Raw genomic sequence first — 26444 nt, 5'->3', positions numbered from 1 at the left:
AATATAAGTATTATACAAAAAAACAACACATCAAAAGAATGATAGAACATTCGATTGATGTGTTGATTTATTTATTTTTAGTTTACTTTTTGAACATACTTTTTATTTGCAGTCACATAACCATCAGCTGTTTTTAATCGTGGAAGTCCTGATGGAGTATATTCGATTGATTGGATCTCTACGATCGTTCCTTTGCTAATTGCTGCTCCTTTTTGCGTAAAACTGAGATCTTTATAGTAGTAATCATTCATCAACAGTTGAACTCTTTTAGGATTCGTCACAAAATAATTATCATTTGCATTCGCAGCAGCTGTAACATACCCTTTATTAGCTGTAACATATCCCTTATTGGTTTTTAATCGTGGGATTCCGCCAGCTGTATACTCGATACCTAAGACATCGATCACCGTACCTTTCGCAATTGCGGTACTTGGTTGTTTAAAGTCTATGTCAGAATAATAGCGATCATCCCTCAACATAACAATTTTTCTTGGATTTTCGATAAAGTAATTATCACTGTCACTCACTAATTGTGTTACATAACCTCTATTAGCTGTCAAATAGCCTTTTGCCGTTTTTAACCGTGGGATTCCACCACTTGTAAATACCACATTTTGCACTTCAATCAATTCATTTTTAGAGACTGCATCCCCTTTTTGACTGAAATTGACATCATGATAATACGTATCATTTGTCTTCATGACCACATATCCTGGATTACTATAATAATAGTTTGAGATATTATCTGGCACTTCTTGCACATACTCTTTATTAGCCGTCAAATAGCCATCGGGCGTAAGCAATCGTGGTACTTGACCTTCACGGTATACGACACCTGTAACAGATACAAGCGACCCTTTCGTCACTGCTTTTCCTTTATGGAGAAAGTCTGTGTCTCGATAGTAAGTATCATTGGCTTTCATGACGATTCGAACAGGGTTTTTCGTATAGTAATTATCAATTGATGCTACAGTTGCGATCACGTAGTCTCTATTTGCTGTATAAAAGCCTTTATTTGTTTTTAATCGAGGTATCCCACTCTTTGTTTTTTCAATTCCCGTTACTTTGATGACCGTACCAGCTGAGACTGATTCTCCTGGTTTTGTAAACTCGACATCTTGGTAAAAACGATCATTTGTCTGAGCAATGACTTGTCCTGGATTTGTCATATAGTACATATCAGAGATATCACGATACTGTTCGACCAAATTTTTATTCGCAGTCAAATAGCCATTTTTTGTTTTTAATCGGAAAATACCAGAGTCCGTGTAAGCTAAGCTTTCTACTTCCACCACTGTACCTTTCGTGACTTTATTCAAACGCTGGGTAAAAGCTGTATCTGCATAAAAATAATCATCTGTCTTCAAACGGACTTTTTTAGGATTCGTTGTAAAATAAGAATCAATATTGCTTTGAGCCGCTACAACATATGATTTATTTGCTGTTAAATAACCGTGATCTGTAAATAAGCGTGGAATCCCACTAGCGGTTGTTTGAATACTTTTCACAGTAACTAAAGTATTTTCCTTAACAGTCATTCCAGGACTGGTAAAATTCACATCATTGTAAAAACAATCATCCTTCTTGACGATGACTCTTCCAGGATTTGTCGTATAATATTTATTTAGGTCAGGTCCGTTTCCTGTATTTGGTGTTCCAAAAAAAGAACTGTAAATCATCGACATGTCAAAAGGACGAGATTGATAATTTGCCAAACCTGGGAAAAACATTTGAGACGACCACTGCCAAGCACCATAATCATTGTTCCACTGCATCGATTGTGTTGGTGTATAAGGATATTGTGCGACCCATATACGTTCTTTATTAAAGGGAGCAGGATTGATGTACCCACTATCTAGCCAACCTCTACTAAGATATAGTGCAGCATTAGAATACCCAAGATTTTTTAGTTGTTGATTGAAAGCCAAAGCATTTTTTTGTGTATCACGTCCTTCGGAAATCAAGTTGGGATCTTCTGCATCATCAAACATGATCGTATTTTTGGGCAAACCTAATTTTGACGCTGCTTGTGCAAAATATTTTGCCTCTGCCTGAGCTGTTTGAACAGATGTATACACGCTGTAATGATAAGCAGACACACTGAGCCCCGCAGCTTTAGCATTGTTGATTTGGCTTTGCGCATACGGGTTAGTATATGATGTTCCTTCGGTGAGCTTGACGGTTACTCCCGTTACCCCGTAACTTTTGATTTTTTGATACTCAGCAACAGAGATTGTCCCATTCCAACTAGCGACATCAATGAAGTCTTTTCTTGGTAAATTGGGATTATCTGCATATACATTATCAGGATACATCATTCTCGACATAATCCCATACTGATTTCCAGACGGTTGCATGGCATAAGTACCTTTTTTATGATTTGTCCCTCTTTTCCCGAGTTCAGCATCTTCTCTTGGATCAACTTGATTGGCATCTGTCTGATCCTGGGTAGAATCACTCGTAGAATTGGCGGTCTCGGAACCCGAAGTGCTGGTACTTTCTTGAGTGGGGATTGTCGAGCTGCTGGTCATACTGGATTCTGTCGAAGAAGTCTCAGCCGTAGATGTTTCCGTAGTTGTCGAACTACCCGATTGTTTTGTATCGTTAGTTGTGGTAAGTGTTGCTGAATCAGACGAGTCGTTCATTTGTTTTTCTTCAGTTCCCACTTCATTCATAGCCTTCTGTTCTTGACTAGATTGAGAAGTTTTAGCTATATTTTCAATTGCATAAGTATTGGAAATAGAGCTATTTAATAATAATGTACATAAAAGTACACCAGAAAAAATCCGTTTCATCTCTTTTCTCCTTCATACTGTATCGTTTACTTTGTAAGCTTTTTTAGTATCAACAAGAACAGCTTCATGATGAGGCTGTTGTTCTTCTTCAGGGGGCAATTGCATGTAGTCACCAAAGACCTGTTTCAAATAGCGGTCATACCCAACAGGAATTGGCATTTTTGTCTCTTCAAAGGGAACAACAATCGCTGATTTAAAATCTTCCAAATGGTAAATATTTCCCATATATTTAGGTCCGACACATAATTCTGTGACATAAGGTGTCGATCCGAATGAGTACTTACTCATTTGTTTTTCTGCAAAACGCCAAATCTTATAGCGGATTTTGGGCGAAGAGAACGTACTTAAAAGCACCTTGCTACCTGTTGCCATCATTCCCCCATGTTTTTCGGGCACAACCTGAGAACAAAACAATGCATAAACGAGCGCCCACATTTTTTGGATTTTCCGTTGCGCACTTTTTTCAGGCGCACCGTCCAAAGGAAAAATATCAATCGGTATACCATGAGGAATAGCCATTCCTTCTTGATACGTTTTGACAAATGTGGTATTTGCATCTCGAATGGTCATAAATGAATTATGATCATTGTAATTCTCAGAAGCAACCAATAGCGGATAGCGTTCAACATCAGCATATTTTGGCCATAGTTCTTTTATTTTTTCATAATCTTGTCTAGGCATAAAAAAATCCAAGTCATCATCCCAAGGAATAAAACCTTGATGACGGATAGAGCCAATACAGCCACCGCCACAAAAATAACAAAGTAGGTCGTGTTTATTACAAAAATCGACAAAATATTGAGCGATTTCTAACACTACCTGCTGGACATTTCTTAATTCAGGATCATTACTATACATACTTACAGCTCCCTCTATTTTTATTTTATCATAACTATTTTTTTATCCGAAATAGAATCTGTCTAAATTTGCAAAAAAAGAGTGTGGGTCAAAAGGAAAACCTAAAGACCCAAACTCGAATAAATAGTGTGTTAGAAGAAACTGTTATCCTAACACTTTTATAAATGTGAGAATAAAGCCATGACAGCTGTCACTGCTTTTTTATTTCGATTGAAAAGCAAATGATATCACCCTGCTATTCCGGTCGCTTATTTAATACACTCGTTTTAGTGTTGCCATCAATCCTGGCATCTTTATTTCAACAAAACTTCCGATGCGTACAGCAGTTAAAAAGAATGAACAAGGCAGGTTATACAATTGCTTCGTTACTTTTTTTACTGTAGAGTCGGTGCAAGCAATTTTTTTCGCCTCAACAATAGTTGGATCCGTTAATATTTGCTTTGCTTCAGCTTTTTTTTCTTTTGCTGTCCGTGTCGAAGTGCCATAGATAGAAAAGATGACCGACGTCGTTCCTTTTAAATGGAGAGCTGCCATTCCTGGCTTATCGACTTCATTCGTCACTTCATTTGCTAATTGGTAGAACTCTTTGAAGGTACTAAATTTATTGGGACGGTACTGATTCGTGATTCCTTTGCCACCTTCAAATTCATAGATATAAGAAATTTTCGGGTTCATCAGGACATTTTGACAATATTTATAATAATGCAAATTAAAAATACGGTCTTCACAGCTATTGTATCCTTTAAAAAGAAGCTGATTCTGTTTTAAAATATCCCTTCGATAACATTTATTCCAAACTACATACATCAACTGATCGTTCATTAATCGATACATGTCTTTTATAAAACTATCATGACTTTGATAATGATGCTCCGTCACTAAATTTTCTTTTTCTGAAATAATCTGTTCTCCGTCCATCGTTCGAAAGATAAACGAACTAACGATCAAATCGGTGTCTGGATGTTTAGCTAAAAGCTTGTCATAATCAGATAAAACTTCTTTTTTCGGCGTATCATCCGCATCAAAAAATAAGATGTAAGTTCCTTGGGCTTGCATAATCCCTTCATTTCTTGCTAAACCAGGTCCTTGATTAGCCGTTGTGATCAGTCGAAATTTAGGGTCGTTCTCAATAAGTCTCGTAATGATTGCTTCCGTTTGATCTGTCGAACCATCATTGATTAACAAAACTTCATAATCAGTAAAATCAAATTCTTTTAAAGATGCGATCGTACGAGCAATCGTGCTTTCAGCATTATAAATGGGTATGATGATACTAAATTTTGGGTTACTCATTTTTCACTACCTCTCAACTAGCGAAAGATTTTCTCTTTTGGAAAAGCAATCTCTGCCAATGAATGAACATTCTCATCTTCTTCCAAGCCTTGAGAAGACATCTTATCAAAAAGAATTTTAATGGTTTGTAATAATATTTTTAAATCGAGCAATAAAGAATATTTCTTGATGTAAAGTAAATCAAACCGTAATTTACTGTTGTAATCTGATACGTATTTCCCATAAACTTGCGCATAACCCGTTATCCCAGCACGTACATTGTGTCTCAAATAGTAATAAGGATTTTCCGCATTGAATTGATCAACAAAGAAAGGACGTTCTGGTCGAGGACCAACGATCGACATGTCTCCCTTTAATACATTAAAGATTTGTGGTAATTCATCAAAACGAACTGCTCGGATAAATTTACCCACTGGAGTGACACGAGCATCGTTGCTCTTAGCCAAAACAGGTCCTGATTTGGCTTCTGCAGTCGCAGTCATCGAGCGAAATTTATAGATTGAAAATTCTTTTTGATTTTTAGTGATCCGAATTTGTTTATAAATAACCGGACCCGGTGAAGTAACTTTTACTAAAATAGCAGTTAATAACATGAAAGGTGAGGCTATGATCAGTAAAATCAACGAAACGATAATATCAAACAACCGCTTGAATAATTCATATTCTGGTGGAATTCTGAATCCTGAAGCTTCAATAATACTTTCATCTTCAAAGTTCATGATGTTTGGATTGATCATCGTTAAGTTTTCAAATGTCGTATTGAGAAATAATTTCTTCTCATTTTTTGTCACTAGTTGATAGATTTTTACTTTTTCTGCTTCTTCAATATGTGAAGCCAGATAGACGATATCCATTTGATCAATCATTTTTTTCACATTTTCATAGTAGTGATCGATGACAACCGCTTCTACTTTATGCTTATTATTTTTTTTAGAACTGAAATTTTGTATGGCCGGTGCCACATCTTTTTCTGATCCAACGATCACGACTTTCTTATCACGACTGACTTTCAAGTACAACTTATAAATTAATATTCTGTAAAGACTCAATAAAATGGTCGCTAGCACAAATGACAATAAAATTACGCCTCGTGGGAAAGCAAACCAGCGTCCAGCAAAGGTGACGACCATGATCCCCAATGTCATTAAGACTTGACCAATAACCGTGACAAACACGATATCGCTGACCGTTCGATTATAAAAAACATATACGCCCAATAAGATATTCAAGGCAATAAATATAACAGAAATAAAGATTGCTGAATGTTGAAAAGTTTCAAAATTCCGCATGGGTATTTCCCCATGAAATTTCAGTAAGAAACTGCTATATATGGCTACATTGTACATCAAAACATCCATTAAAATAATGAATATTCGTCTTGCAGCACTCCATTCCCCATTTTTATTCATATATACACTCCTAATCACAAAATAATGCACCTATTATCTTACCATAGCAGGGTTTAAAAGCCTAGTGAATAAACAAATTGTAACAGAATTACAAAAAACTACTGCTCTACAATTATAACGCTTGCTTTTAATATCTCATTTTACGAAAAAAAACTACCATGCTTTCTTAACTGATTGCATGATAGTTTCTATTTTCATTTCTTAATTAATCTGGTCTTAATGAAAAATCTCCAATTCCTTCTTTTGTCAGATTATCGTTATAAAAAGGATCATGGTTGATATACCCTGGCCATTTCACTTGCATTTTCTTTATCTCACCTGCAAAACGTTTTTGCTTCTCAGGCGTATCTTCATAGCCTCTTGATTTTGATTCAAAATGATAAAGTTCAACTTGATGGGCATAAACGTTATATCGACCTAGCTCATAAATTTTCAGGCATAAATCCACATCATTGAAAGCGACTGCTAATGTTTCATCAAAGCCATGGACCGCATGAAAATCACTGGCTTTGACCATCATACAGGCAGCTGTTACCGCTAAGTAATTGACATCGATGACTAACCGACCAAAGTAACCACAGTGTGTTTGGTCATAGTTGTTCAACGCATGACCAGCAACGCCACCAATACCAACTAACACACCAGCATGTTGTGTCGTATCATCTGGGTAGTAAAGTTTGGCACCGACACAGCCAATTCGATCAAATTGCGCATAGGCAACCATATTGGTCATCCACTCAGGCTCAATAACTTCCGTATCATTGTTTAAGAACAATAAATATTTGCCACTTGCTTTTTCTGCCGCTAGATTGTTGATCCTAGAATAATTGAAAGGTATATCGATCAATTCCACTATAAAACGTTCGTTTAGTCGTTGCTGGTATTCCTTAAATAGTTCCTGCATCTTAGGATCGGTACTACCGTTATCAGCAACAATGATCTCATAGTTGGAATAGGTTGTTTTGTCAATAATTGAGTCGATACATAGTTTTAAGTCATCATATCCGTTTTTAGTGGGAATAATGACACTAACTAAGTCTTCTTGCAGCACTTCATAATTGACCTCGTAGAAACCAGAGATTCGTCCAGGACGAACTTTTCCTTTAATTCCTCTACGATCGAGTGCATCAGTCAATGCCTTGACTCCAGAATCATAAATATAGCTCTTCGCTTCACCATTGCTGGCAGTAGATCCCGGAATCGTGCGCCAGTGATACAGTACTTTATCAATGTGATAAATGTGATCAGCTGGGATCTGCTCAGTTATTCGTAGTACCAAGTCATAATCTTGAGAACCTTCATATCCTTTTCTAAATCCACCGATTTCTTTAACTAAGCTGGTACGATAAACCCCTAAATGTGAAATATAATTATTGCCCATTAAAGTGTCTGGTGACCAATCCGCTTTAAAATGAGGATCAAAACGCTGACCTTCTGCATCGATCTTATCTTCATCGCTATAAATGACATCAAGTTCAGGACGCTGATTCAAGACGCTTGCGACTTCAAACAACGCATAAGGCGGTAGTTCATCATCATTATCTAACAACGCCATGAACTCCCCTGTTGCCATTTCCAAAGCAGAATTGGTCGCTAGACTGATATGCCCATTTTTTTCTCTAAAAACGACTTTGATTCGTTGATCTTTAGCTTGATACTTTTCTAAACATTTTCTGATTTTAGGATCAGTTGATGCATCATCACTGATACATAATTCCCAGTGATCATACGTTTGTTTTAAAACAGAATCAATACATTTTTCCAGCCATTTGATTTCGACATTGTAGACTGGCATAAGTACTGAGATTAAGGGACGATATTCAAATCCTTTAGCATCTTGACGTTGCTTTTGGAGATCAAACTGTTCATGACGTTTGATCCATTCGGTATAATCAACAGAAGCTGGTTTCATTTCAAACTTGACACGTCGGATCGCTTTTTTCACTCCGTGTGTCCGTGCATAATTGAATCCTTTTTGAAGCAATCTTTTTTTCTTTTCCCAGTTTGTTTCAAGGCCATCGTCATACGGATAACGACCATTCAATTTCACCGCAATCCCATTTTGATGGGATTTTGTTTGGAAATCTAAAATCGCTTTACCTTTCATTCTTCCAGATAATCGAATGTTGAAACCACTCGGTGTTTTCACATCCAGATTGTATAAATGATTGATATCCAAACGAACAACATTGGTGACTTCGGCAGATACTTTGTCCTTATCGACTTTAATGATCGGAATTTCTTTCGTCACCTCATCGACCGCCCAGCCAACAATCAATAAATCCCCAGTTGCTCTTTCACGAGTAATTCGGTCTATAAATACAGCAATCTCTTTTTTTTGCACGAGCTTTTGTTCTCCTTTATTAAAAATAAGTTCGTTCTTATATCTCGATAAACCAGGATTCGCCATTTTCAGCAACAGCTTCAATTAAAAAAGATTTTTCTCGTTCACATCTTATTTGCAATTCAAATCCAGCTTTTGTTCCCGCTGGCAATTGTTCCGCCTCATTTACTTCTGGCCGTTCAAACTGCAAGGCTTGAAAAAATGGTGCTTGGTTCACAGATAACTTATAGGATAACGGCTGACGTTGTGCGTTAGAAATTCCCCAACCATTGATTGTCAAAATTTTCGTTTCTGGGTCCCAATGCTTGCTATCCACGCATAGAGAAATCGCCTTTGCTTGAATTTTCTTTGCTGTTTCTTTCGATCGAAGCTTGCGGTTTCTTGGTTTAATCGCGAATTCTTCCTCAGTTATCAGTTTACAATAACGGTCAGTCGTCATCTGTAATTCGTTAGCTAATTTTTCATTTGTCAATCGCACTTGTTCATTTTCTTTTTTCAGCGAAGTGATTTGTGCCATTAGACGTTGCTCGATCTGCGCTAAAGGTTTGACTGCCTCAAGTAGTTCTTTCATCGTTTGAGTCAATTCTCCGATAAACCGATAATGACAATGGATCGTCAATTCTTGACCTGCGACATCAAATAGAGTAAATTGTGGCGTTACTTCACCATCAAATAAATAGCAATCATTTTGTGTTTTGATTACTGCATTAGATTGGATGAAATCAATTTTGTTTCCCGCCAACTCCCCGCTAAATTCGATAAAACTTGGTTGATCAGCAAATTTAAAAATGACCGATTCGACATCCCCGGCAATTGGAAAAGTCAATGTTTGGTTTTCTCCCGTATAATTGTTGAAAGGATATTTTTGGGAGACTTCTTTGTTTGCAGTCTTTTGGATCACTTCCACCATTCGAACAAAATTCGAATTTTGTGGTTGTGAGATGTGACTATTCTCAGTGTGTTTTTTCAAAGAAAAGAAGTATTGATAAACTTCTCCGAAAGGTCGCATTTTGAACTCATAGCGAACTGCTTCGGGTAATTCTTCATAAGTTGAATTTAATTCTGTGTCTCCGACAGCTAAGTAAAGGTAATCCTCAATATTAATAGATAAACCAGCTTTTTCAAACACTTTTTTAAAACCTTCGTGTGTGTAAAAAGAATTATGTGTTTCATCTAATAAGCCATAAGAAGCCCATGGCAACTCATTGTTGAATAAATGGATCAGCACAGAATTATGGACTAAATTCGGAAATGTGATTAAAATTTCTCCGTCTTCATTGAGAAATTCTCTCACTTTTTTTAATGTTTCAGCTGGGTTCACTAAATGTTCTAAAACATCTGCAAAAAGGATATAATCAAAGGTTTGCCCTGCATAATAGTTTGCCCACTCAAAACTTTCAATATCTCCATAAAAACCATCTTGTGAAAATTCACTGACAAAATCGAATAATTCTTTATCTAATTCGACGATACTTACTTGACAATTTTTGGCTCCGATTAAATGTTTGGTCAATCGGCCGTTTCCCGGTCCAAATTCCAAGACTTTGCTGCCTGGTTTAATTTGGGCAGCAATTTTCCCTACACTACTTTGTTCATCTAAGTCCATTTCAAAATCATACTTCATCGGCTAGATAACCTTCTTCCCATTTATGGTCTAAGACCACGATTCCTTCCCCAATATATGAGCCATTAACAAATAAGTTCATATATTTTGTTTTGTAAACTAAAGGTACGGTGGCATTTTCTTCAAAAATTGCCACATCAAAATAATATTCACCAGCTAGCAGGCCTAGTTTTTCATATTCTAAATAGAAAACATTTTTGCCTTTTTTCCAAGGGATTTTGATGCCGTCCAACAGTGTATTTAAACCACAAACGTAAAAATTATCGACAGTTCGTAAGGCGATCCCTAAAACAGGATTCTTGATCGAATCATCTTTTACTTCATAGGTTACTTTGACATACAGTGTTTCGCCTTGATCAAGCACGTCAACAGGATTTTTTTCTTTATCCAATAATTCCGCACTCAGTACATCAACGATGTCAGGCGCTGCAAAACGTTCCATTTGATTTTTATTTCGATCAACTGTTTTGACTGATTTTTTCTTTAAAAAGTTTTCATAGTTCGTTGTGACATCCATGGTATCCCCATATTCAACCACTTCACCATTTTTTAGCCAATAGGATCGATCACAAAAACGGCGGATCGAACTGATGTCATGGGAAACGAATAAGATCGTTTTACCTGAGTTCTTGATTTCAGTAAATTTCTCCATACATTTTAACTGGAACTCAAGGTCCCCTACAGCTAAAGCCTCATCGACAATCAAGATATCTGGATTGACATTGATAGCTACCGCAAAGGCTAAACGAACAAACATCCCACTGGAATATGTTTTTACTGGTTGGTAAATATGTTCGCCGATATCAGCAAATTCAATGATGTCTCCGACCATTCCATCGATTTCTTCACGAGAAAAACCTAACACCATGCCATTCAAATAAATATTGTCATAGCCAGAATATTCGGGGTTGAACCCAGAACCTAGTTCTAATAGTGCAGATATTTTCCCTTCAATCTCCATTGTTCCAGATGTGGGCGTCAAAACGCCAGTAATGATTTTGAGCATGGTGGATTTTCCTGAACCATTTTCTCCGACAAAGCCGATCATTTCCCCTTTTTTAATTTCCACATTGATATTTTTCAATGCATAAAAAACGTCATGGTAAGATTTTTTGAAGGGATTCAAAGCTTCACGAAAACGGTCAGATGGTTTTGCGTACATATTATAAGATTTTGTAATGTTTTTTAATTTAATCGCATATTCAGTCATATTCATACTCCTTACAGCACATCTGAAAAATGTGGTTTCAATCTACGGAACACAGCAGATCCAATAACGAAGATAGCTAGCGTAAATACCCAGAAATAGAGAGTATACATTCCGTGTTCCCAGAACCAAGCTTGTCCTAAGAAAGACTCACGATATCCTTGTACAACATAATAAAGTGGGTTTAGTTTTAAGATTTGGACGATCACTGGATTGAACTGACTTGGACTCCACAGGATCGGCAATGTCCACATAATCAATTGTAGAGAAATCGTAATCAATTGCACGATATCTGGTAGAAATGGTTGAATCGATGCTGTCAACCATGTTAAGCCGGTTAAAAAAGCACACATACAGAATAAATAATAAATCAGTTGGAGCGTCATCCAGGTTGGATAGATTCCATGTCCAATAACCACCACTAAACCAACGAAAATAAAGAAAAGATGTGCATATAGATTCGATAAAATTTTTGTAGTTGGTAAAATGCGGATATTAAATACAACTTTTTTTACTAAATAAGTGTATTCTCTGAAAACTAACGTCGTTGATGTAAACGCGTCAGAAAAAAAGAACCATGGGATCATTCCCGTAATCAAATAAACAATAAAAGGATATTTTCCATCTGTCATCGCTGCCTTTAATCCAAAACCAAAGACCAACCAATAAATCAATACGGTAAAGACAGGATTAATGAATGCCCATAAAATTCCCAAAAAAGAGCCCGCATAGCGAGACTTAAAGTCATTCACTGAAAACTGAAGCAAGAGCTTTCTATTCTGGTAGATATCCTTCATAAATAAAAACAGATCTTTAAACATTTGTGTTCCTCCAAGCAAATTCTGTTAATTACAGTCATGTGCCATTTTACCACACTTTTACTCACGGACTGTGATATTCTTAGTTTCTTAATTTTCTATTAAGCAACTTTACGCTAACATTTTTATTTTACATAAGAAATAATTTAATTGCAATGAAGCAAAAAGCTAGCTGACCCAAGAATAACTTGTTTCAACTAGCTCTTATCTAAATATTTAATGTCGGCGTGCCACTCTTGATAGAGAGCCGTCTGTCGTTTCCCTCGTTTGTTGATTCGCTATTTTCCGCTTGTTTGCAACGTTTTTTAAATCATCATATCGGTGACTTGCCATTCCCAATAACAGATAGATGATAGGTACCCACGGAAAAGAAGTTAAAGTGTCTTCCATAAAGGATTGGATCATCACTGCAAAGAATGCCCATAAAAAGGTTACTTGTCCATTCGATAAATCTGCTTTTAAGGTCAATCGACCTACATAGATTAAGACTAGTACTCCTGCGATGATGACACCCAGCAATCCATATAGATTTAAAAATGAATTATAACTATTGTGATTTCCTAAAAATTGATTTCCACGTTGAAAAATGAACGGTTTCATTCCAACCCAGACTTGTTCGCTTTTTTCTGAAATAGTCTCATAGAATTTCAACCAAATTTCTTCACGACCAGTAAAGAGATTTAGATGCTCGGAATGAGCTGCTAAGTAAGAAACTGGCAACGCAAAAATCGTGACAATCATGTAGGCTAAAAATGGCGCTCGTATTATTTTGAACAATTGTTTTGGCCAAATATCCAGTAAAACAAATACGATCATCGCAACTAAAGCACCTTTTGATTGACAGACCCAGATACCAATAATCCCAGCAATCACACTCGGAAATCCAACGAATACCCGAACATACCAGCGCTCAAATGAACTGGCAAACCCACTGATCAGTAAGGAGAGGGTCATTAAAGTACTACCAATCGTATTCGTGTTGATCCAAATATCGGAAACTTTATTATCAGGCAACCAAATACTTTCACCATCAGGAATTTTTATTTCAGTAAAAATGCGGTATAACGTAATGCCAAGAAAGACATAACATACTAAAATAAAAATCGAACGATCTAACTTATCAAACTGAATCCATTTAACCGTCAAACAAAAGACTATGATTAGCGGGATCAAAAGATCTACATTCATAGAACTTGCTCTTACTTCACGGAAATGATCAAACAGAAAATAAATAAGCATTGCCGCTGCTAAAAAAATAAAGTCAGCTCTTCGTCCTTTATATACGTTTAAAATAAATAAAATGACAATGCCAAACGTAACAAATTGCGCACTGTTGTCATATAAAAAAAGCGCTTGAGCATTGCCTAGGCCTGCTGTCCATACAAAATAAATAGCAGAAAGAAATAGAATCAGTAATCCAACACTCATTTTATTTATTAATTTTCCAATAACCGTCTGAATAATCTCCATCCTCCTTTCATACTGTTTTATTATACTGTTTTTTAAAAACAAACGGCAATGCTATTTTTAGATTAATTGATAAAAAACTCACTTTTAGTGCTTCATCCAGTCTTTTTAAAAGAAAAAACATGGAACCTAAAAATAGGTACTGAGCAATTTCAGAAGAAGCAGTAAAGAAATTTACTTCCTTACACTCCCATATCAATTACTCAATACCTAATAATTACTTTCTCAACCGCCTGTATACGACCATTCATCTACTTGGTTATCCGTATTATTCACAGCATTATTGGCTGTAGATGGATCGTTTTCAGGATAGGTTACTTCAAAAATCATATAACCATCTTTATCAGGACCGTATAGTTGAGTGAATTGTGCTTGGTACAATTGATTATAATCAGTTAACGGGCGTTTGCTGACCACATATTTGATTCCAAGCTTTTCAGCATCTTTAAAGTTGAGGGTCACAGAAAACATATCTGGACGATCTAAAACAAATGAAGTTTTTTCTTTAGCAATAAAGGCACGTGTGTGGGCATATCGATTATAATATTTTTCATATTTTTTATCTGGATCAATTTTAGCCCATGCCTTCATGTCTGGATAAAAGCGTACCGAATTAAAAGCTTTTACGCCTAATGTTGGTGTAAAGTTATACAGCTCATCTTCTGTTAACCATACTTGTTGTGGATCTGCCTGATCAATTGCTTTTATCTCTTTTGCCAGAGTCTTTTCAAAGATCGCACCAGTTCCTTCTACAACTGGGTTCACAAAGAAACCTGAAGCTACAATCAAAGCGATAAACGAAAGATAGAACAATCGACAACGTCGGAACAGAATAAATGCCAGGATTAACGTACCAACAATCACAATCATGGTGATCTCTAATTCGGTAAAGTATTTTGTCATTTTGGAATTGACCAAAGCATACGCAAAGATTCCCGCGTTCGCCAACAATAGGAAAAATTTATACCATGTTGGGATCACATCTTCTTGCCAAATATAGGCAATAAACCATATGGTTAAGAGGCAAGCTGCAAAACTAAAGGTTAAGATTGCTCTAAAAGGTGGCACGTAAGATAATAAAGTGAGTTCAGCGAGCCATTTTGGTAATCCTAAAGTAATCCAATAAATTGAAAACAGACAAAAGAGCATTAAAATCCGTCCAAACAGTTTTTGTTCACTATTTTTTTTACCAAATAAAACAAATGGGCTTGCTAAAAAGACGGTCGGGAAGAAATGATAAAACAGAGCAACTTCAGAATTATTAGAAAAATTGATATCTTTAAACGAAATTTTCCAGTTTGTCAGAAAATAAAAGAACTCTCCTAAATGCCATTTTCCTCCTGTACTTACTCGTTTTCCTGGATATAAGGTATTTAAAGAAGCCAGTAACGCATCTTTAGAGGTTAACCAAAAGTGGATCAGTACGCCACCTATAAATAATATTGCCCCAATGATCAGTACTGCATCAAACCAATCCCAAGTGATTCGCTTCCCATAATAGAGCAATAACCCAACAAAATAAAAGACAAGTAAATAAGCAAGCATAACTTGATGGGCTGGATAAATCACCAGGATAAAACCTAGACCAAATATGACGATCAAACTCATCATCATTGCTCGTACCCATTTTTTTTGATGTTGGTAAAAATAATGATAAAAAGCAACCATTAGTCCTAATGTGAAGAAAATCAGATCTCCCACGTGTTGCATGAACCACCACTGGACTGCTGGTGAGAAAGTTAAGGCAAAGGCGCCTACGAGTGATAAAGCTTTTTTTCTTTTTGTCAAAATCATTAAAACTTCATACCCCAATAAAACCATGACCACTAATTTCATTGCCCAATAAAACGAAAGCCCACGATCTCTTCCCAAGAAAAAGAATCCCCAATTGAATGGTTTACCAATAACTGTGATATCTTTAACAGGAGAATTATAAGCAATGATCATATTTTGTCCATTTAAGGAATAATCGGGATTTACTAAAGGATAGTCATTTTCAGCTTGTGAAAGATAAAAAGGTGTTTGCACGAGCCATTCATCTGAACGAACTTCCCTATTTTGCCCGAAGATGACATCAGTTTTCTTTCCGTCATCTCGTTGCGATACATATTTATCCCATACACCCAATGAACTACCATTCAAATTAAACGTCACAATAACTACAATGACTAGCAATCCGATGAGGTAACGAAGTTTTAGAAAGACATCAAGAACAGAATGATCTGTGCGCTCAGGCTTCACGGCTGTTCGTTGCGCGCGTCTTGTTTGTTTTTCCATGCGATTCTCCAATTTCTAGTTTGTTCTTTTTTTACGGAAAAACAAGTTTGCTATTTCAAACTTTCAGCTGCTTCCAACATTTTTGCTAATGCTTCTTGCCATGTCGGAATGACAAAGCCTAGATCTTCTGCTTTCTTTAGACTCATCACAGAATATTGTGGGCGAACTGCTTTTTGTGGATACTCTGCTGAAGTGACTGGTGCTACTTCGACATCCGTATCTTTTAAGATTTCTTTGGCAAATTCATACCATGAACAGCTATTATCATTGGATAACTGATATACGCCATAAGGTGCTTGTTTTTCAATCACATATACCATAAATTCAGCAAGTGTTCGAGTCCAAGTTGGGCGACCATATTGATCATTAACAATAGTTAAACGATCATGCGTTTCGGCTAAACGTTGCATTGTAAAGACAAAATTATGTCCATAAACACCAAATACCCATGAAGTACGGATAATATAATAGTCTTCTAAAATTTCTTGAACTGCTTGTTCCCCTAGTAATTTTGTGCGACCATACTCATTCAATGGGTTAGTTGGATCGTCTTCGCGGTATTCTTGGTCTTTCTTTTTGCCATCAAAGACATAATCCGTACTGATATATACTAATTTAGCATTCACTGCTTTTGCAGCCAATGCCACATTTTTAGTTCCATCAACGTTAATCTTCTCATCTAATTCTTTGCCTTCTTCTTCTGCTTTATCAACGGCTGTATACGCTGCACAATGAAAAATAATTTCTGGCTTTAAGTTTGTAATATACTCCATTGTTTTTTCTGCATCAGTAATATCCAGCTCAGCAGCATCAGTTGACACATAAGCCATTCCTTTTTCATCTAATAAATGGCGTAATTCCGTTCCAAGTTGACCATTTCCTCCGGTTAATAAGAACATTCTGATCTCTCCTCTTTTTTGTTTTAAAAAGGGGTCTGCAACATCTGTCACAGCTCCCCTTACAATTGCCAATAAACAATTCCTATTTTTATACTAATTTTTTTCTGCACGTTTTACAACTTCATGCGTGTCTTTTTTACCCGAATTTTTTGAGAGTTCATTAAATCCGGCTTATCATCATTTATTGACCATTTTTGGCGTAGGCTGCTTCCACAGCTTCTTTTTCTTTCTTCCACCAATCTTGGTGTTCTTCATACCATTTGATTGTATCAGCTAAACCATCACGGAAGTTGGTAAATTCAGGTTGCCAACCTAGCTCCTCACGTAACCTTGTCGAATCAATTGCATAACGTAAATCATGTCCTGCACGATCGTTGACATGGTCGTAAGCATCTTTGGGTTGTCCCATAAGTTCCAAAATCAATTCCATGACTGTTTTGTTATCTTCTTCCCCATCGGCACCGATCAAATAAGTTTCACCGATTTTTCCTTTAGTCAAAATCAACCAAACCGCAGATGAATGATCATTCGTATGGATCCAATCGCGAACGTTTTTTCCTTCACCATATAGTTTTGGACGTATACCACTTAAGATATTAGTAACTTGACGAGGAATAAATTTTTCAATATGTTGATATGGTCCATAGTTGTTTGAACAATTTGAGATCGTTGCTTGCAACCCAAATGAACGAACCCAAGCTTTCACTAATAGATCAGAGCCCGCTTTAGTTGAAGAATATGGACTTGATGGATTATAAGGTGTTTCAGCTGTAAATTTTTCCCCTTCGCCTTCTCCATGACCTGGTAAATCTTCACGTAAAGGTAAATCCCCATACACTTCATCGGTGGATACATGATGGTAACGAACATTGTATTTACGACAAGCTTCTAACAGGGTGTACGTACCAATAATATTGGTTTGGACAAAAGGAAATGGATCTTTTAGCGAATTATCGTTATGCGATTCTGCTGCATAGTGGACTACGGCGTCTGCTTCTTTGACTAAACGATCCACTAATTCTGCATCCGCAACATCACCAACGACCAATTCTACACGGTCACTAGGTAGCCCTGCTAAGTTCTCTTTATTCCCAGCATAAGTCAATTTATCTAACACCGTAACATGAACCTCTGGATGATGATTGACCACATAGTGGACGAAATTTGAGCCGATAAATCCGGCACCACCAGTAACAATGATATTTTTCATATAAAAATTCTCCTTGCAATCCTAAATTTCACCATAAACAAATGGATTTTCTGCTTCAAACTCTTTTAAAGTTGGATGATGCTGATCCTTTTCAGACATAATCGCTTTGGAAAGATCGATAGGCCAATCAATCGCTAATTCTGGATCATCAAAGGCAATCCCACCATCAGCTTGTGCATTGTAGTAATTATCACATTTGTAAAGAAAATTGACATTTGGTGTCAATGTCACAAATCCATGAGCATAACCTTTAGGCACCAAAAGTTGTCGATGGTTGTGTTCAGATAAGATAAAGCCTTCCCATTTACCATAGGTTGGACTTCCTTTACGAATATCGACAATCACATCTAAAACAGCACCAGAAGTTACCCGAATCAATTTCGTTTGTGCTGCTTCTCCTTTTTGGAAATGCAGTCCGCGGATAACACCAGCTTCTGCCGATAATGAATGATTATCTTGAACAAAATCAAAATCTAAACCATGTTCAACAAATTTTGCTTTGGAATAACTTTCGGTAAAAAAGCCACGATGATCACCAAAAACATCCATTTCAATGATCTTCACATCTGTTAAATTAGTATCAGTTACTTTCATTACTTCAGACTCCCTTAATTGTTGGCCAACTGTAAAAGATATTGACCATATTGATTTTTTTTCAACGGTTGAGCTAATGCAAGTAATTGCTCTTTAGTGATATATCCCATTCGGTAGGCGATTTCTTCTAAACAAGCTACCTTGAGATTTTGACGTTTTTCAATCGTTTCAATAAATGTGGATGCCTCTAGAAGAGATTCATGCGTGCCAGTGTCTAACCAAGCAAAACCTCTACCCATCAATTCAACAGATAGTTTTCCTTTTTCTAGATAGACTTTGTTTACATCAGTGATCTCTAATTCACCACGTTCAGAAGGTTTGATGTTTTTCGCAATCGAAATAACATCATTATCATAAAAATATAACCCTGTTACTGCATAATTTGATTTTGGTAGCGCAGGTTTTTCTTCGATTGACAGAGCCCGCATCTTTTCATCAAATTCTACAACACCAAAACGTTCTGGATCATTAACGTGGTAACCAAACACTGTTGCTCCAGTATCTTTAGAAGCAGCGCGTTGAAGCATTTTAGATAAGCCACCACCGTAATAGATGTTATCTCCTAAAACTAAGCACACACTATCATCACCGATAAATTCTTCACCGATAATAAAAGCCTGTGCTAGCCCATCTGGACTTTCTTGCACTGCATACTCAATTTGTAATCCTAACTCTGCCCCATTACCAAACAGTTCTTTAAATCTTGGTGTATCTTGAGGAGTAGAGATGATCAGGATTTCTTTGATACCCGCTAGCATTAGTGTAGACATTGGATAGTAGATCATTGGTTTATCGTAGACTGGCATCAACTGTTTTGAAGTTGCCTTAGTTAGAGGGTATAAGCGTGTACCACTTCCCCCAGCAAGAATGATTCCCTTCATGAGTATAAATTCTCCTTTTCAATTTAAAATTCACCTTGTTATTATCTCATCAAACTTGTTATTTGTCATGGAATTATTAACGATTTAACTATCTTTTATTAATTCCAAACCATTTTCTCTTCACAAGCGCCTTGATCAGATTCAACCGCCAGGTAATTTTTTGGGTTAGTTTAGTGTTTGTTTTGATTTCACTCACATTAAAATCATGTCTACGATAAAGTGTCAATGTTTCTCTAATAAACCCAACACGAGTTCCACCTAACATTCCAATCCACATATCATGCATTGGTACTTCAGAAGGAATTGGTACTATTTCTTTCTTTAATGAAGATCGAAAAGCCATACCGGCACCGATATAATTACTCCGAATCAAATTATTGAGCCAGCCTGTTCGGGAATGCCGATAGGAAAAATACGACGCGTGTATCTCATTGAGTTGACCATCCACAATCACTAGATCACTCACTACTACTAATTGTTGCGGATTTTCTTCAAAATATGCGGTAATCTTAGCCACCTTATTAGGTAGCCATACATCATCTTGGTCTGCTAAAAAAATGATGTCACCTTTAGATTGTTGAATGGCATGGTTGAAGTTGGCAATGACACCTTTCCTTGGTCCTTCAACAAATTTGATTCGATTGTCTAGTTGCGTGTATTCCTTTATAATTTGACAAGTTTCATCTGTCGATCCATCATCTGAAATAATCAATTCATCCTCAAGTGTCAGTTGGTTTAAAATACTATCCAATTGTTCTCTTAAATATCTGCCACCATTAAAGGTAGCCATACAAACTGATCGCACAAATTCACACCCTTCAGTTTTCAGTAAATGATTGTAATGTCAAACGCCATATTTTACGATTTCTGACTGTTAAAAATTGTTTTACTGTACGTAACAATAATTGTTTTCGATGACGCGGTAACATTTCTTTATCATAATTTTGATAAAAAGTTTTTTCAGCTTTCAGTATCGACTGATACCTTGTAACAGAAACTTTCTGATAATCAAGAACTGAAAGATCATGTTCCATTTTTTCAGGTAAGATAAAAACCGTCTTTTTGAACTGATAGATCGTCCAAAAAAGCCAATGATCCAAGAAATCAAGGGGGAAATCTAAATTAAAACCGCCAATCTCCTTTAAAAATTTGATAGAAAAAACAGCGCCTGAATTAATCGCCATGATTCGTCTTTGACTGAGCTGTGATCGCTCAACCTTTTCAACTTGACGATTGATATAGCGATCCGCAAAAACAGGCGATATTTGGTTGCTTCCAGCATAAACCAACGGAACTGCTGCAACCAATTCATCTGTCCAATCAATCGTTAATAGCGTATCAAAATACGTTGCAGTCAATTGACTATCATGATCAAGTGTAACGAAATAGCGAATATTCTGCTGTGCATGATTCAACGCATAATTATAAGCCGTAGCCAGACCAGGATTTGATGGATCATGATAGTAGCTTATATCTTCGTTTTGTTCTAATAATGGCTCCAATTGCTTAACGGGACTATTATCATAAACAACCAATTGAATCTTCTTCTCTTTGACAGCTTTCATGAGCAGATCAAAAGAAGGCGATTGACTAAAACGCTGCTGGTATAATACGATAACGACTACTATTTTGGGTATGGTCAAAAGAAAGTCCACCCCCACTTATTGAAAAATTTCACCATTGACTGTAAAAAGATACGAAAAAGTTTAAAATTGCGATGAGCGCCTTTTCCATATAAATGAACAATCGTATATAACGGCGTATAAAGGAGTTTTTCTCCTGCTTTTTCAAAAGTTAAGCAAAGATCATTATCTTCAAAATACATAAAATAGCGATTATCAAACCCGTTGACTTTTTTAAATTTATTGACATCAACGACCATAAAACTACCAGAGATCATACGCACGTAGCTATTGGTTGTTTCTGACAAATCATGGCATTCGAATTTTGCTAAACGTTGAGCAAACAACTGCTTGACAAAACGAGCCGGAATAAACCGCAATACATAATCGAATACATCTAATTTTTGGCGAATCAAATGTTGTGTCGTTCCATCTTCATTCAATATTTTAGGTGCTAACATGGCACATTCTGGATGTTCCTGCAAAAGTTTGACCAAGTCAACGACTGTCTGCTGATCCACCAGAATATCTGGGTTAAAGATCACAGCATAAGAAAAGTCACTCGTTAATAAGTTATGGTTATGTCCATAACCAAATCCTTTATTTTCCTGATTAAAATAGATTTTGACAAACGGATACTTTAGATATTCTTTCAATCGTTCTTGGTAGTCAATCGACGAAGCATTATCGAAAATCAAGATCTCAACCATGGCTTGGTCATTTATGCTGGCTAGAAGCGTATCTAACGTTTGAAAAATCTTTTGACTATTAGCCGTTACGATGCTAATTAAAATCGGTTGTTTTTGATTTATTTTCATTAGTGTCTAGTCCATTTCCTTTTATATTTCTGTATGACTTGTGTTCGATATTCTTTATTGCCTAAAAAACGTAAAGTTTTAAGAATGTACTGATGCTTCTCGTTGATCAATCCAATCAACTCAAACAATAAAATAGCCGCAAATAGCATCGAAACGATCAAAACAATCGAACCGAGACGCCCAGTATAGTTCATGATCATGGCAGTGAATGAAAACATCAATGCCATAGCATAAATGGTCAAAACTGCTCCTTTATGCGTAAAACCTAGACTCAATAATCGATGATGTAGGTGTTTTTTATCTGCTGTAGAAAAAGAGACACGGTTCGCTTTTCTGCGAATAATCGCAAAAAATGTATCTGTTACTGGAACGCCCATCACAATCAATAATGAGATAGAAGAAACAAATGTTACATTCTTCAGACCTTGTAGAGAAAGAACAGCCATCATAAATCCTAAGAACAATGCCCCAGTGTCTCCTAAGTAAATTTTGGCAGGATAAAAATTATAAGGAAAAAAGCCAATAATGCTTGCCACTAAACAGAATATGACGATTGGTATGTATACTGTAGAAGCATGTAGGAAAAAATATCCGATAATACCAATTGTAATCAACCCGATCAACGAGATTCCGGTTGCCAAGCCGTCTAATCCATCAATCAAATTAATTGCATTAGTGATACCGAAAATCCAAAAAATGGTCACAGGAAAACTCAGCCAACCCAATTCGATATAACCAAAAAAGGGCAATGTTACTGAATCAATGTGAATATCTGCCACAAAATAGACGATCAACGCTGCTAATAAGATCCCGACGGACTTTTGTTTAGGCGTCAACTCGTATTTATCATCCAGTACTCCCGTTAGAATGATCACTAAGGAAGCTAGTAAAATAGGAATGATATAAAATTTGGGAATGATGTCACGAAAAAACAATAAGGTGGATACGACAAATGAAATAAAAATGGGTAGTCCCCCAGCTGAAGGCATAGGTATTTCATTAATACGTCGCGCATTCGGTTTATCCACCATTCCGGTTTGGACAGAAATAATTTTAAATATGGGCGTTAGTACTAAAGATAACAAGATTGTTAAAAAAAATTTGACAACCATACTAAATGAAACAAGCATATTGGCACCTACTTTAATTAAGAGTCTAGAATTATTATAAAACACTCAAGCAATAAAAACTCGCAGTTCTATTTTTTTTTATGAGAAAATTTATTTTTGAAACGAATCCACCATTTATTTGTAGAAACTCGTCTTTTCTTGATTTCGTTACCTGTTATGTATTCTTGCACAACAGCATTGATGATTCCGCCAAATATAATGATTGTAGCAGCAAAATTGAGCCATAGCATTAAGACGATGAAACTCCCGATGATTTGGTATCCACTGACTCTTGTTGCAAAGTATTTTGCGTAGATTCCAAACACCTGAGATAGCAACATCCAGCCGACAGTAGCAAAAATCGTTCCCGGAATCACTGCTTTTAGTTTTAATTGCGCATTCGGTACTATCACATAAATCAAAAACATAATGATAAATAAGACAACTAAGGTAATCGGCCATTTCAAAGTTTGGAACTGGATAATCACATTGCCAGAAAAATTAAAAATCGGTTGGAGCGCTTCAAGTATCATTTGACCCAGTCCTAAAAAAATCGTTACTCCACTAATCGCAATCATGAAAAGTAAAATCACTACTAATGAAAAGAAACGGACGATCAAAAAATTCTTTCTATTTTCTACACCATAAGCCTTATTCATGGCAATTTGTAAAGCGTTGATACTTTGACTGGCAGACCACAAAGCAGCTAAAGCAGATAACGACAACAAGCCACCGGAACTTTGCGTTAACAAATTTCGAATTGCAGGACCGATAAACTGATAGACCGTCTCAGGGATGATTTGCCGCACATAAGTCAATACTGTCTCTTGATCGATTTTTAGAAATGGCAAAATATTACCAAACGCAATAATTAGGGGAAATAAAGACAATAATAAATAATACGCCACAACAACTGACGTGGTACCCATTTCTGAATCAGTGATCCGTTTTTTTGTTGTTGCAATAAAACGCATTAAATTTTCGTTTTGCTTTATTTTCCCTAATAATTTCATCAAATTCTCCTTATTGATCTAGCTTCTCAATACGTACCTTCTTCACCTTGAGAAGTTAAGATTCTTGGTCCATCTTTCGTAATTGCCAGTGTATGTTCATATTGGCAAGACAAGCCACCATCTCTTGTATAAGCAGTCCAGCCATTTGGATCCATTTTCATTTTCCAAGTTCCAGTATTAACCATTGGCTCAATGGTAATAACCATCCCTTCTTTTAACCGTAGACCTTTTCCTGCTTCACCATAATGAGGGACAGCAGGTTCTTCATGGATCGTTGGACCCACACCATGCCCAATAAAGTCACGGACAACCGCTAAGTTTTCACTTTCAACATAAGTTTGGATAGCATGACCAATGTCGCCAATTCGGTTCCCAACTTGCGCTTGTTCGATTCCCAGATACAAAGCTTTTTTTGTCACTTCCATCAAGCGGTCAATTTCCGGTGTTGACTCTCCCACTACATAAGCCCAACAAGAATCAGATATGCCGCCTTTTAAATCGATACACATATCCACTTTCACTAAATCGCCATTTTTCAGCGGTTTTTTACGTGGAAATCCATGACAAATTTCGTCATTGATGCTAATACAAGTCGCATACTCATAGCCTTCAAATCCAATTTGAGCCGCAATCCCACCATGGCTTTCAATATAGTTACGAACAAAAACTTCAATATCCCAACTCGTCACGCCTGGTTTGATAAAATCTCGCAGATTTTTATGTACATCCGCTAACAACGCGCCAGACTCAGCCATTGTTTCAATTTCTCGTGCTGATTTCAATGTAATCATATTTTCGTCTCCTTTTTACAAATCTTCCTCATTTTACCATAGTGTCCGGTCGTTCGCCAAATCAGATTCTCTTCACATGACTTGTTTTCTTTTAGTAAAGGTTTTGGTATAATCTGTAAATGTTAGAGGATCATATATCAATAAGTAGGAGGCAACCCATGGCTTTAGCAAAAATCGTTTACGCAAGTATGACTGGCAATACAGAAGAAATTGCTGATATCGTAGCAGAAGCTTTTGAAAATTTAGATATTGATGTTGAAATCAATGAGTGTACTCAAGTGGATGCAGATGAATTTGAGGATGCAGATATTTGTGTCATCGCAACTTATACATACGATGATGGTGACTTACCAGATGAGATCGTAGACTTATATGAAGATTTACAAGAACTTGACTTGTCTGGAAAAATCTATGGCGTTTGTGGTTCTGGAGACACTTTTTATGATGAATTTTGTAAGTCCGTAGATGACTTCGATGCTGCCTTTGCGAAAACAGGAGCAGTCAAAGGAACAGAAAATGTTAAAGTTGATTTAAACGCTGAAGAAGAAGACATCGAAAAACTCGAAGCATTTGCTAAGGCGCTTGTTTCAAAATTATAGGCCAAAGCAGTCAGCTCACAGCTGAGAACTTTTGGCAAAACTCCAATTATTTGATAAAAAGAACGTGTGATGCTGGAGAGAGTTAGCATCACACGTTCTTTTTATCATGTTTTTAGAAGCTTTTTTAATTTCAAAAAATCAATGTGTATGTTTGAGAAAGACTTTCGAGAAATACTTCAAGTAGTTTGCTTAATTCACTTGGATCGTTTCTTTCGTATTTAGCGTCGCATTGATGCTATCTTGGATCATTTTTTCAATTTGTTCCTTGGTCGGATGAATGATACTTGAAGACATCAGTGCCGCTAATCCTGTAGCGATGATCCAAATTGTGTTATGCAAAGACTCAATTTGTTCCGCAGATAGATCAGCATACTCTGGATCTTTCTTGACCGTCTCGACAAAATAATTATAAGAGAAGTTTTGCATCTCCCTTCCCCCACCATATTCTTCTAAGTACAGAGAACTGTATAATTTTTTCTCTCGATTGGCAAAATCAATATAGTTTACAGCTAAATCGATAATGGTATTTCCTGTATGTACAACTGGGAACACTTCATGCTTCAAGTACTCGTAAATCTGAGCAAATAAGGCTTGCTTCAGATCATCCATGTTTTTGAACTCAAGATAAATCGGTTGAGTCGAACAATTCATTTTATTTGCAATATTCCTTGCCGTAAATTTTGAAAATCCTTCTGTGGTAGCCACTTCAAAAGCGGCTGCCAAAATCTGATCTTTTGTGATCGTCTTTTTTCTTGCCATAATTTTTTAATCTCCTTGAAATTATTTATAACGCTTCCACCATTGATTAATTTAATT

At 36.5% G+C, this 26444-nt stretch carries 22 protein-coding genes; 1 reads left to right on the top strand and 21 read right to left on the bottom strand.

Features of this window, described 5'->3' with window-relative positions; genetic code table 11:
- Positions 1 to 77: 77 nt before the first annotated feature.
- The 20 genes from AB3I12_RS06290 to map all read right to left on the bottom strand — a co-directional run bounded on the left by AB3I12_RS06290 (position 78) and on the right by map (position 25029).
- Positions 78 to 2795, bottom strand: a complete 2718-nt coding sequence (locus AB3I12_RS06290) for a DUF5776 domain-containing protein (protein WP_063626794.1) — start codon at positions 2793 to 2795, stop codon at positions 78 to 80.
- Between the two features lie 12 nt (positions 2796 to 2807).
- Positions 2808 to 3653, bottom strand: a complete 846-nt coding sequence (locus tag AB3I12_RS06285; protein WP_010719733.1) for a phosphorylcholine transferase LicD — start codon at positions 3651 to 3653, stop codon at positions 2808 to 2810.
- 252 nt (positions 3654 to 3905) lie between these two features.
- Positions 3906 to 4946 carry a glycosyltransferase family 2 protein gene (locus tag AB3I12_RS06280; RefSeq protein ID WP_063626792.1) on the bottom strand — a complete coding sequence of 347 codons (1041 nt, stop codon included), beginning with the start codon at positions 4944 to 4946 and terminating at the stop codon, positions 3906 to 3908.
- Between the two features lie 17 nt (positions 4947 to 4963).
- Positions 4964 to 6355, bottom strand: a complete 1392-nt coding sequence (locus AB3I12_RS06275; RefSeq protein ID WP_010738174.1) for a sugar transferase — start codon at positions 6353 to 6355, stop codon at positions 4964 to 4966.
- Between the two features lie 205 nt (positions 6356 to 6560).
- Positions 6561 to 8699 carry a glycosyltransferase family 2 protein gene (locus AB3I12_RS06270; protein WP_063626791.1) on the bottom strand — a complete coding sequence of 713 codons (2139 nt, stop codon included), beginning with the start codon at positions 8697 to 8699 and terminating at the stop codon, positions 6561 to 6563.
- 37 nt (positions 8700 to 8736) lie between these two features.
- Positions 8737 to 10323, bottom strand: coding sequence for a bifunctional 2-polyprenyl-6-hydroxyphenol methylase/3-demethylubiquinol 3-O-methyltransferase UbiG (locus AB3I12_RS06265; protein WP_063626789.1), 1587 nt, complete (start codon positions 10321 to 10323; stop codon positions 8737 to 8739).
- The gene (locus AB3I12_RS06260; RefSeq protein ID WP_010719738.1) at positions 10313 to 11533 is read right to left on the bottom strand and encodes an ABC transporter ATP-binding protein; all 1221 of its coding nucleotides are present in this window, start codon (positions 11531 to 11533) and stop codon (positions 10313 to 10315) included. The genes AB3I12_RS06265 and AB3I12_RS06260 overlap by 11 nt, the downstream gene beginning before the upstream one ends.
- 11 nt (positions 11534 to 11544) lie before the next feature.
- The gene (locus AB3I12_RS06255; RefSeq protein ID WP_063626787.1) at positions 11545 to 12351 is read right to left on the bottom strand and encodes an ABC transporter permease; all 807 of its coding nucleotides are present in this window, start codon (positions 12349 to 12351) and stop codon (positions 11545 to 11547) included.
- Between the two features lie 213 nt (positions 12352 to 12564).
- Entirely contained in the window at positions 12565 to 13818 is a 1254-nt protein-coding gene (locus AB3I12_RS06250) for an EpaQ family protein (protein WP_063626785.1), read from the bottom strand.
- Positions 13819 to 14040: 222 nt separating this feature from the next.
- On the bottom strand, positions 14041 to 16092 hold the full coding sequence (locus tag AB3I12_RS06245; protein ID WP_063626782.1) for a hypothetical protein: 2052 nt from the start codon (positions 16090 to 16092) through the stop codon (positions 14041 to 14043).
- A gap of 50 nt (positions 16093 to 16142) precedes the next feature.
- Positions 16143 to 16991, bottom strand: coding sequence for a dTDP-4-dehydrorhamnose reductase (gene rfbD / locus AB3I12_RS06240; protein ID WP_053766096.1), 849 nt, complete (start codon positions 16989 to 16991; stop codon positions 16143 to 16145).
- A gap of 181 nt (positions 16992 to 17172) precedes the next feature.
- On the bottom strand, positions 17173 to 18201 hold the full coding sequence (rfbB, locus tag AB3I12_RS06235; protein WP_010719743.1) for a dTDP-glucose 4,6-dehydratase: 1029 nt from the start codon (positions 18199 to 18201) through the stop codon (positions 17173 to 17175).
- Positions 18202 to 18222: 21 nt separating this feature from the next.
- Positions 18223 to 18795: a dTDP-4-dehydrorhamnose 3,5-epimerase gene (rfbC, locus tag AB3I12_RS06230; RefSeq protein WP_063626780.1), complete on the bottom strand. Its 573-nt coding sequence runs from the start codon at positions 18793 to 18795 to the stop codon at positions 18223 to 18225.
- Between the two features lie 14 nt (positions 18796 to 18809).
- A complete protein-coding gene (gene rfbA, locus AB3I12_RS06225) occupies positions 18810 to 19676 on the bottom strand; it encodes a glucose-1-phosphate thymidylyltransferase RfbA (protein WP_053766099.1) in 867 nt (288 codons plus the stop codon).
- Positions 19677 to 19764: 88 nt separating this feature from the next.
- On the bottom strand, positions 19765 to 20481 hold the full coding sequence (locus AB3I12_RS06220; RefSeq protein WP_010719746.1) for a glycosyltransferase family 2 protein: 717 nt from the start codon (positions 20479 to 20481) through the stop codon (positions 19765 to 19767).
- A 13-nt stretch (positions 20482 to 20494) separates the two neighbouring features.
- On the bottom strand, positions 20495 to 21319 hold the full coding sequence (locus AB3I12_RS06215; RefSeq protein WP_034698849.1) for a glycosyltransferase: 825 nt from the start codon (positions 21317 to 21319) through the stop codon (positions 20495 to 20497).
- Positions 21316 to 22116 (bottom strand): glycosyltransferase, encoded by an 801-nt coding sequence (locus AB3I12_RS06210; protein WP_010719748.1) that lies wholly within the window; start codon positions 22114 to 22116, stop codon positions 21316 to 21318. The genes AB3I12_RS06215 and AB3I12_RS06210 overlap by 4 nt, the downstream gene beginning before the upstream one ends.
- Positions 22116 to 23246: a glycosyltransferase family 4 protein gene (locus AB3I12_RS06205; protein ID WP_010719749.1), complete on the bottom strand. Its 1131-nt coding sequence runs from the start codon at positions 23244 to 23246 to the stop codon at positions 22116 to 22118. The genes AB3I12_RS06210 and AB3I12_RS06205 overlap by 1 nt, the downstream gene beginning before the upstream one ends.
- 68 nt (positions 23247 to 23314) lie before the next feature.
- Positions 23315 to 24238, bottom strand: coding sequence for a YihY/virulence factor BrkB family protein (locus tag AB3I12_RS06200; RefSeq protein WP_010719750.1), 924 nt, complete (start codon positions 24236 to 24238; stop codon positions 23315 to 23317).
- A gap of 26 nt (positions 24239 to 24264) precedes the next feature.
- Complete coding sequence (map, locus tag AB3I12_RS06195) at positions 24265 to 25029, bottom strand: type I methionyl aminopeptidase (RefSeq protein WP_010719751.1); 765 nt, start codon at positions 25027 to 25029, stop codon at positions 24265 to 24267.
- A 158-nt stretch (positions 25030 to 25187) separates the two neighbouring features.
- Here map and AB3I12_RS06190 point away from each other — a divergent pair, with 158 nt between their 5' ends.
- Complete coding sequence (locus AB3I12_RS06190) at positions 25188 to 25628, top strand: flavodoxin (protein ID WP_063626779.1); 441 nt, start codon at positions 25188 to 25190, stop codon at positions 25626 to 25628.
- A gap of 189 nt (positions 25629 to 25817) precedes the next feature.
- Here the strand turns inward: AB3I12_RS06190 and AB3I12_RS06185 are convergent, their stop codons facing one another.
- The gene (locus AB3I12_RS06185; protein ID WP_010738183.1) at positions 25818 to 26387 is read right to left on the bottom strand and encodes a TetR/AcrR family transcriptional regulator; all 570 of its coding nucleotides are present in this window, start codon (positions 26385 to 26387) and stop codon (positions 25818 to 25820) included.
- Positions 26388 to 26444: the final 57 nt, after the last annotated feature.

This window comes from Enterococcus sp. C65, assembly GCF_040887165.1.
Classification (GTDB): Bacteria; Bacillota; Bacilli; order Lactobacillales; family Enterococcaceae; genus Enterococcus_B; species Enterococcus_B hirae.
Note: the sequence above shows the minus strand (reverse complement) of the source record. Positions and strands in the feature narration are given on the sequence as shown.